Below are 8,626 nucleotides of genomic sequence, written 5' to 3'. Positions count from 1 at the left end.
GAAATTAATAATATGAAAAAGCTATTATTTTTTATAAAAACAGCATTTATTTANTGCCAATAAATGCTGTTATATTTCTGTGAATAAAAAATAATCAAGTGGCTAATACTGCATCTAAGACGCGCTGTTCCAGTTCAGCAAAATCTGCACCTTTCTTACGGGGTCTTGGGAACTTGACTTCAAACTCCTGAGAAATATGCCCTTTATCAAGCAAAATAATACGATCAGCTAATTGGACAGCTTCGGACACATCATGTGTAACGAGGATGGTCGTAAAACCTTGTTCCTGCCATAAACGCTCAATTAAATTCTGCATATCAAGTCGAGTGAGCGCATCTAATGCACCCAAAGGTTCATCTAGTAGTAAGATACGTGGTGTATGAGAAAGTGCCCGAGCGAGCGCAGTACGTTGACGTTGCCCACCAGAAAGCTGAGATGGCCAGAGAGCAGCTTTTTCTTCAAGACCGACCTTTGTCAGTAATCCTGCTGCCTTATTATGATGTTCTTTGGGTAAACCGAGCTGAACATTGGCCAGGATACTTTTCCATGGCAAGAGACGTGGATCTTGGAACATGACACGAATGTCATCAGAGGTAATACCTTCACGAAAATTTTGCAAAGATTTGAACTTGATTTCCCCATAGCTTGGCTGTTCAAGGTCGGCAATGAGGCGTAGAAGGGTACTTTTGCCGCAACCACTACGACCAACAATGGCAATAAATTCACCTGCCTGTATATGTAAATCCAGGTCTTCAAGAACTTTTACATCACCATAAAATTTGTGTAATTGTTCTATCAAAATTTCTGCACCAACTTTAGCTTGTTGATCTGGTTCTGTAGGGGGAACGAGATCATTTACATATTGGCTAATACTCAAATCAGTCATCTCATCATTCCTCTTATTTTTGATAACCAGCATGCCAGCGGAGTAGATATTTTTCTAAACCTTGTGCAAGGACATCAGCAAGTTTGCCTAAAAGGGCGTAAAGTAATATCCCGACCAATACAATGTCAGTTTGTAAAAACTCACGGGCATTCATGGTCATATAACCAATACCCGATTGTGCAGAGATTGTTTCGGCAACAATTAAAAGTACCCAAACTAGCCCTAAAGCAAAGCGGAGTCCAACCAGTATCGACGGCATAGCACCTGGTAAGATAATATCTTTGTATAGTTGCCAGCGGGTTAGACCGTAGCTTTTCCCCATTTCAATCAATTGTGGATCTACTGAGCGTATACCATGATAAGTATTGATATAAATTGGGAAAAAAACGCCTACAGCGACTAAAAATAATTTTGCAGATTCATCGATACCAAACCATAAAATGACTAACGGAATGAGAGCCAAGGCTGGAATATTTCGAATCATTTGCAAAGTGGTGTCGAGTAAGGTAGAGGCTGTTTTTGATGAACCATTTAACAAACCAAGAAATAAGCCTAGACCACCACCAATTAAAAGACCTAACAAGGCACGTCCAGCACTGACTTTAACGTGTTGCCAAAGCTCACCACTCACCAGTAAATGCCAGAATGCTGCAACAACAGCTGTAGGTGCAGGTAAAATGCGGCTTTCTAGTAGACCAGTTGAGGATGCGATTTGCCAGATTGCAATCAATAAAACGGGAACAACCCAAGGCAGCAAACGCTGCCCCAGTTTACTCGTTCCACGTGAAACTCTTTTTTTGGAAAGAGATACACTCATGCAAGCTCCTTAGCAAGCTTGTCTTGCTTGGTCTCATCTGGTGAGTAATTGTTTGCAACGATTTCACCAAATGGACCAGTTAGATTCGGTTGAGCAAGTTTTTCACGAGTTTCGAGTGGCAGGAGCGGGAACACCAATTCTGCAAAACGGATAGACTCTTCCAAATGAGGGTAACCAGAGAAAATAAAGGTATCAATACCAAGATCTGCATATTCCTGAATACGATCAGCAACGGTCTGTGGGTCACCAACTAAAGCAGTTCCAGCACCACCTCGTACCAGACCGACACCTGCCCATAGGTTTGGTGATACTTCAAGTTTAGAACGATCTCCATTATGTAGTTCAGCCATACGTCTTTGACCGACAGAATCCATTTGCCTGAATTTTTTCTGAGCTGCTGCAATAGTTGCATCATCTACGTATTTGATCAGTTCTTCTGCCGCTTGCCATGCTTCTTCGTTAGTTTCACGAACGATGACATGTAAACGAATACCGTAGTTTAGTTTACGTCCTTTCGCTGCAGCTTTAATCTTAACATTTTCCAGTTTTTCTTTTACTGCTGCTGGTGGTTCACCCCAAGTCAAATAAGTATCTACTTGATCAGTTGCAAGCTCTACAGCGTCATCAGATGAACCGCCAAACCATAATGGTGGATATGGCTTTTGTACTGGCGGGTAAAGCAGTTTTGCATCATCAACACTCAAGCGTTCGCCGTGGAAAGTAAATGACTCACCTGTATGGGAACGAGTTAAAATTTCTCGCCAGATTTTGACATATTCAGCTGCAGTTTTATAACGTGTCGCATGATCTTCGTAGAGACCATCACCTTTTAGCTCTTGCTCATCACCACCTGTTACGAGATTCAGAAGTACACGACCATTTGAAAGTCGATCAAAGGTAGATGCCATACGAGCTGCTAATGCAGGGGTTGTTACACCAGGACGTAATGCGACAAGAAATTTCAGGTTTTTGGTTGCATCAATAAGGCTTGCTGCAGTTAGCCAAGGATCTTCACAAGAGCGTCCTGTAGGGATAAGGACACCCTCATAACCCAGATTATCAACAGCAACGGCAATCTGCTTCATATAAGCATGATCTACCTGACGTGCTCCTTTACTTGTACCTAAATAACGACTGTCACCGTGTGTAGGGATAAACCAGAAAATTTTCATTTAGATGTCCTTAATACTATTTGCTTTGCCAAACGGCTTGCTGAATGTTGATGGGTCTCGGAATAATCTGAAGTTCAGAAAAGCGATTTGCGAGTTGTTGCTGGTCTGCTATCACTTTTGCTGTAAGTGGGGCTGCGTAAGAAGGAGATGGTCGGCGATCAATAAATACTTTACTGACATTGGTTTTTAAGCCTGTTCCTTGTGCAATCAGGCTGGTTGTTTCGGTTTTGTGTGATTGCACCCATTTATCCGCTAAATTGATCTGCTGGATGATGCTTTTAACAGCTTGTGGGTTTTGCTTTAAGAAATTTGGTGAAGCAAGATAAAAGGTATAGTTGGGACTTAGTCCTTTACCTGTTGTTAAAACCTTGGCCTGGTCTTCAATTTGTGCAGAAGCATAGTATGGATCCCAAATCGCCCAAGCATCTACAGCACCTTTTTGAAATGCGGCGCGTGCTTCAGCTGGAGCTAGCCAAATAGGCGTAATATCTGTCCATTTCAAGCCAGCCTTACGGACAGCTTGAACAACAAGGTAATGCGCACTTGAGCCACGTTGCAGCGCAATGCGTTTGCCTTTTAATTGACTCAGATTGGTCAGTTTGGAAATTTTAGGAATCAAAATTGCTGATGCCAGTGGTTTTGCTGATTCATAAGCAATGTAATACAGTGGCTTGTTTGCAGCCTGTGCATACACAGGTGGTGTATCACCAGTAACACCAATATCCAGAGAACCCACAGCCAATGCTTCTAAAATTTGTGGTCCTGCAGGAAATTCATTCCAAGTGATTTTTGCATTTGGAAACTCTTTCTCAAATAGCTTTTGCTGTTTTGCAATCGCAAAGTTAATAGAGCTTTTTTGAAAACCAATTCGGAGCTGTTTTACATTTGGATCAACTGCCCAAACAGCGTTTGTACCCAACATCGCACACAACGCAACCATGGCAAGAGGCATACCATGCCCTTGAGTTCGAAACCATGTTGAAGTTGTGTGTTTTAGATGATGTTGAGACATGATAAATCCTCTATTATTTAGTGCTGTTTGCTAAAATTGCTGCTTGTATATTGATTTGATTTGGAATCAGTTTTTGCTGAAAGAATGCATCAGCTACATATTGCTGTTCTTTAGCGACTTCATTGGAAATCGGTGTTACACCAAAACCCATGCGAGAAATGGAGGTCTGGAGAACGCTTAAAGGCAAGCCTGTTGGTTTTTCCAATAATCGGGCTGCTTCATCCTGATGGGCAGATACCCACTGTGTTGTAGTATTAAGTTCATTTACAACAGCTTTTAAAATTTCAGGATTTGCTTCGGCAAATTTACGATCAGCCAAATAAAATTGATGATTACTGACCAGATTTTCACCAGTTGCAATGACTTTCGCACCGAGTTGCTGTTCTGCAGCAGCGAAGAAAGGATCCCAGATTACCCAAGCATCTACAGCACCTTTTTCAAATGCTGCACGTGCATCAGCAGGTGGTAGGTAAACGACTTGAATATCATCTAATTTTAGTTTGTTCGCTTCTAAAACTTTCAGTAACAAGTAATGGACATTTGAACCTTTATTTAGAACAATCCGTTTACCTTTCAGATCTTGTACAGACTGGATTTTTGAATCTTTCGGTACAATAAGTGCTTCTGCTTTTGGTGCAGCGGGCTGGTTTGCGACATATACCAGATTAGAGTTGGCTGCCTGGGCAAAAATTGGTGGTGCTTCACCAGATTCTCCAAAAGAAACACTGCCAACATTTAAACCTTCTAAAAGTTGCGGTCCAGCAGGAAACTCGACCCATTTAACATTAATCCCTTTTTCTTTTAGTGCCTTGTCTAAATCACCACGTTCTTTTACGATCGGTAATAAACCATACTTTTGAAAACCAATGTTTAAAGTCGTTGTTTCCTGCTTTTTTGAGCATCCAGATAACATCATGAGACTGGCAATGCTAGCACTTAAAATACCGAATTTTGCCCAAGAAGAATTTAAGAAACTAGCCATGAATCCAGTAACCCCTTTATCTGAATTAAAATGAGAGACCACCAGACTAATGAGCTTTGCTTTTTCCAAAAAATAAAAAATCAGGCAAAACTAATCATAAAAAAAGATAAAAAAAAATGAGCAATACTTATGCAAAAAAGTGAAAAACAGAAACAGGATTTTTTGTGGCGAATTTTTTCTTAATTGAATGATAAATAACAAATTTATTTTTATATGATATGACTGGATAAGGTTAGCATTGTTTTGAATAAAGAATGAGTCAAAACAATGCCTGAATTTAGTAATAATTATAGAAAAAAAAGAGATAAAGAAAATGAAATTTAAAACACTAAATCATCTTCTTAAAGACCAAAGAGTTACGCTGATAGTTATAAAGTGCCTGACGGGCTTCAGGTAAATCATCGACACTGGCTTTGGTGAAACCATTTTCAAGAAACCAGTGTGCGGTACGCGTTGTCAAAACGAACAGTTGCTGTATACCTAAAGATCTAGCCTTTTCCTCAAGAAAATGCATGATTTGCCCGCCACGATTAGATTTTCGATAATGAGGATGTACCGCGACACAGGCAATCTCTGCAGATTTCACTTCATTGATAGATGCTGGAATAGGGTAAAGAGCAGCACAAGCCAAGATCATTCCATCACGCTCAATAACGGCGAATTGTTCAATTTCATTTTCTAAACGTTCACGTGAACGATATACCAAGATCCCTTCATCCTCTAAAGGGCGTAGGAGGGTAATAAGTCCACCTACATCCTGGATATTCGCTGTTCTAACCTCTTCATAATGCGCATCGGTAATCATGGTACCAGTACCATCACGAGTAAATAACTCTTCGATCAGTGCACCATCATAGGCATATGAGAGTAAATGAACCCGATTTACTCCATTTAAAGATGCTTGTTTGGCATTGTATAAATGTAAGGCAATTTCAAAATTGGAATCCTGAAATTTTTCTATGTGTTGGTCAAGTTGATGCGGTGTAATTTCACGTAATAAATGACCATGCTCATCAAGTAAACCTTGTTGATTGCCTAAAAAAATTAACTTATCTGCCTTGAGCGAAATTGCGGTTTTTGTTGCGACTTCTTCAGCCAGTAAATTAAAAACCTCGCCTGTTGTTGAATAGCCTGTTGGACCGAGCAATACAATATTATAATTTTCTAAATGTCGTTGAATGGCTTGAGTATCTATAGAGCGGACTTCACCTGTGAGCTGAAAGTCGATGCCATCACGTATCCCATACGGTTTGGCGGTAACAAAGTTACCTGAAACGACATCAATGCGTGCACCATACATTGGAGAGTTGGCAAGACCCATAGAGAGAAGGGCTTCAATTTCAAGCCGGATTGATCCGACAGCATTCATGACACATCCCAAAGATTCACGTGTTGTAACACGACGATTGATATGAATAGGGCTTTGGATCGCTTTTTCTTTTAAATTGTCATTGATCTGCGGGCGGGCACCATGAACCAGTATCAGCCTGATTCCAAGTGAATGCAGTAGAGCAATATCGTGAATGATATGCTGGAAGTTTGGGTGACGAACAGCTTCACCACCAAACATTAAAACAAATGTTTTGCCTCGGTGAGCATTGATATAAGGTGCAGAATGTCGAAACCAATGCACATATTCTTGAGTTGTGCTTTGTTCTGTTCCTGTTTCTGATATTTGCATGCCTATTCCAATGTGTCTCATCGATATCGTCTTATTCTAAATAATAATCATAAATGATGCGTAATATAAATAAAAAAAACCCAAACTGAAGTTTGGGCTGAAATGGAAAAACTAAAATTAAATTATATATCGGGGTATACAGTAATCAGGACTTGCTTAAAACAATGCTCTGTCAGTCACTTATTAGAATAATAAAGCATAGAGAAATGATGGATATAGGTTATCTCAATTGTTTCTGTTTTTTAGCATTATGAATAAATTAAGGAGATTATTCATATGTAGTTAAAATCCAGTCCTAAATCTGGACTGGATTTTAACTTTATGCATTTAGTGTATTACTTTGATTATTGAGTGATTTGCTGTGTTAACCAGTATGTATTTACCATCAGCCTTATACCATTGTTGGTTATGTCCAGGCTTAGTCAGCTTTTTATTGTGTTTGTAGTCGACTTTATAATTTGTACTACGATATTGATTTGGGTATTGGTGACCAACTTTCCAGTTGTGTTGAGCCTGTTTTTTTGTTGCTGCTGGTTTAGTGTGAGATAGAGCTGGATGCTTCACTACAGTTTGATGATTTGATCGATGCATAGAATGAGCCTGATGAGCTTCATTTGGTGCAGCAAAACTTGTAGAGGCAATTACAGCAGTACTTACTGCTAATGCAATAGCGGACATTATTTTTTTCATTATCAAATACCTGAATGAATGATTTACGTCTTGGGATAAAGCCAATATAAAATTTAAAGAAAGATAAAAGATGAATCGAAATTTATTGAAATGTAAAATATTTTTTTAAAAATGGAAGCAATATGAAGAACTTGCTGCTAAAAAAGCAATCCCCAAGATAGCTTGGGGATTGAATGAAAAATTTATCGGATAACACGAATAATCCGATGATCTCGTTGGTTAACCAGTACATAATCACCATTTACCCGATACCACTGCTGGTAACGTGAAGGTTTGGGTAAATGTTTATATGATTTATAATTTACAGCATAGCGAGAAGAATGATACTGCTGTGGAAAATAGTGTCCAGAGCGCCAGTTATTACCATTAGTCCAACGTCTTTGACTCTGGTTATTCCAGCGATGATCATGATTTTTGTTATAACCGTTTTTCCATTGATTTGTGTGTTTATAACCATGTTCGTGGTGGGGATCAGCCATAGTAGACGTGGCAGTAAAAGTGCCGATAGATAAAACGAGAATGCTGAGGAGATATTTCATAATGGTCACCTTGAATGTTCCATTTCTTCTTTGATTATTAAACCTTACTGAAAAAATAAAGATTAAAAGTGAAGAGTCATATTTGAAATGTGAAATTTATGAAGATTGTGTGAAGAATAAAAGTTTGGCAATATCTGACCACTGCTGAAGAGCCTTGAAAGATCAGGGATGGATGATTTAATGAGTAGGGGCAAATGTTCAATTTTAGATTGAAATTTTATGGATTTATGAAATATTAATAGACGAATCAAGATCTAAAAAAGCTCAATCGAAATTGAGCATAAATAATTTTATTTAATGGGAATGCTTTAAGCCTAAAGTCCTAAAATTTTGAGGATACTATTACTGTCCGAGTCAACTAAGATATAATCATTGTTGATTTTATACCATTGCTGATTACGCGATGGTTTCGGCAGATTATGATCTTTATAGCCGACTTTATAGCTGTCACCGCGATAATGCTGAGGCATAACATAACCAGGTTGCCAGCGATGTTGTTGTAATCTGCGAACCCCACGCTCTTCCCGCTCACGGCGTTGTTCTTGGATATATTCTTCATCCTGGCGGAACTCTCGGAAACCTCTTTTTTCATGTCCAAAAGCATTTCCGTTACCATTTCCACCTTTGTTGTGACCATGCTTATGACCAAAGGGTGGATCTGCATAAATTACACTGGTAGCCATCAAAGCACTAAAAGATAATGCTACAGCAGTCATAATCTTCTTCATGTAAAATCTCTTTGATACCATTCTTTTCACATTTCTAATGTACTATTCAATTGCAGAGAAACTGTGAAGATCAAATATAAATTCATTTAAAAATATGAAGATAATAAAAACGCATTTTC

The 8,626-nt window shown here is 39.0% G+C and carries 9 protein-coding genes; all 9 read right to left on the bottom strand.

Annotated elements, in window-relative coordinates:
* Positions 1-94 precede the first annotated feature (94 nt).
* The gene (locus KPC_RS15455) at positions 95-886 is read right to left on the bottom strand and encodes an ATP-binding cassette domain-containing protein (protein ID WP_121975253.1); all 792 of its coding nucleotides are present in this window, start codon (positions 884-886) and stop codon (positions 95-97) included.
* Between the two features lie 13 nt (positions 887-899).
* Entirely contained in the window at positions 900-1,703 is an 804-nt protein-coding gene (gene ssuC / locus KPC_RS15450) for an aliphatic sulfonate ABC transporter permease SsuC (RefSeq protein ID WP_121975252.1), read from the bottom strand.
* Positions 1,700-2,875 (bottom strand): FMNH2-dependent alkanesulfonate monooxygenase, encoded by a 1,176-nt coding sequence (gene ssuD / locus KPC_RS15445; protein ID WP_121975251.1) that lies wholly within the window; start codon positions 2,873-2,875, stop codon positions 1,700-1,702. Before ssuD ends, ssuC begins: the two co-directional genes overlap by 4 nt.
* Positions 2,876-2,891: 16 nt before the next feature.
* The gene (locus KPC_RS15440) at positions 2,892-3,827 is read right to left on the bottom strand and encodes a sulfonate ABC transporter substrate-binding protein (protein WP_228212284.1); all 936 of its coding nucleotides are present in this window, start codon (positions 3,825-3,827) and stop codon (positions 2,892-2,894) included.
* A 73-nt stretch (positions 3,828-3,900) separates the two neighbouring features.
* A complete protein-coding gene (locus tag KPC_RS15435; RefSeq protein ID WP_121975249.1) occupies positions 3,901-4,869 on the bottom strand; it encodes a sulfonate ABC transporter substrate-binding protein in 969 nt (322 codons plus the stop codon).
* A 328-nt stretch (positions 4,870-5,197) separates the two neighbouring features.
* The gene (gene argA, locus KPC_RS15430; RefSeq protein WP_121975248.1) at positions 5,198-6,550 is read right to left on the bottom strand and encodes an amino-acid N-acetyltransferase; all 1,353 of its coding nucleotides are present in this window, start codon (positions 6,548-6,550) and stop codon (positions 5,198-5,200) included.
* 327 nt (positions 6,551-6,877) lie between these two features.
* Positions 6,878-7,240: an RcnB family protein gene (locus KPC_RS15425; protein ID WP_121975247.1), complete on the bottom strand. Its 363-nt coding sequence runs from the start codon at positions 7,238-7,240 to the stop codon at positions 6,878-6,880.
* Between the two features lie 182 nt (positions 7,241-7,422).
* Entirely contained in the window at positions 7,423-7,779 is a 357-nt protein-coding gene (locus tag KPC_RS15420) for an RcnB family protein (RefSeq protein WP_121975246.1), read from the bottom strand.
* 314 nt (positions 7,780-8,093) lie between these two features.
* Positions 8,094-8,507 carry an RcnB family protein gene (locus KPC_RS15415; protein ID WP_121975245.1) on the bottom strand — a complete coding sequence of 138 codons (414 nt, stop codon included), beginning with the start codon at positions 8,505-8,507 and terminating at the stop codon, positions 8,094-8,096.
* Between the last annotated feature and the right edge of the window lie 119 nt (positions 8,508-8,626).

The sequence above is a fragment of the Acinetobacter stercoris genome (assembly GCF_900323515.1).
In the GTDB taxonomy this organism is placed as follows: Bacteria; Pseudomonadota; Gammaproteobacteria; order Pseudomonadales; family Moraxellaceae; genus Acinetobacter; species Acinetobacter stercoris.
This window is presented reverse-complemented; position numbering and strand designations above follow the sequence as displayed.

Coding starts and splice junctions, on each gene's coding strand:
- KPC_RS15435 (WP_121975249.1), bottom strand. CDS start 4,869: ATGGCTAGTTTCTTAAATTCTTCTTGGGCAAAATTCGGTATTTTAAGT.
- KPC_RS15440 (WP_228212284.1), bottom strand. CDS start 3,827: ATGCCTCTTGCCATGGTTGCGTTGTGTGCGATGTTGGGTACAAACGCT.
- KPC_RS15425 (WP_121975247.1), bottom strand. CDS start 7,240: ATGAAAAAAATAATGTCCGCTATTGCATTAGCAGTAAGTACTGCTGTA.
- KPC_RS15415 (WP_121975245.1), bottom strand. CDS start 8,507: ATGAAGAAGATTATGACTGCTGTAGCATTATCTTTTAGTGCTTTGATG.
- ssuD (WP_121975251.1), bottom strand. CDS start 2,875: ATGAAAATTTTCTGGTTTATCCCTACACACGGTGACAGTCGTTATTTA.
- KPC_RS15455 (WP_121975253.1), bottom strand. CDS start 886: ATGACTGATTTGAGTATTAGCCAATATGTAAATGATCTCGTTCCCCCT.
- KPC_RS15420 (WP_121975246.1), bottom strand. CDS start 7,779: ATGAAATATCTCCTCAGCATTCTCGTTTTATCTATCGGCACTTTTACT.
- argA (WP_121975248.1), bottom strand. CDS start 6,550: ATGCAAATATCAGAAACAGGAACAGAACAAAGCACAACTCAAGAATAT.
- ssuC (WP_121975252.1), bottom strand. CDS start 1,703: ATGAGTGTATCTCTTTCCAAAAAAAGAGTTTCACGTGGAACGAGTAAA.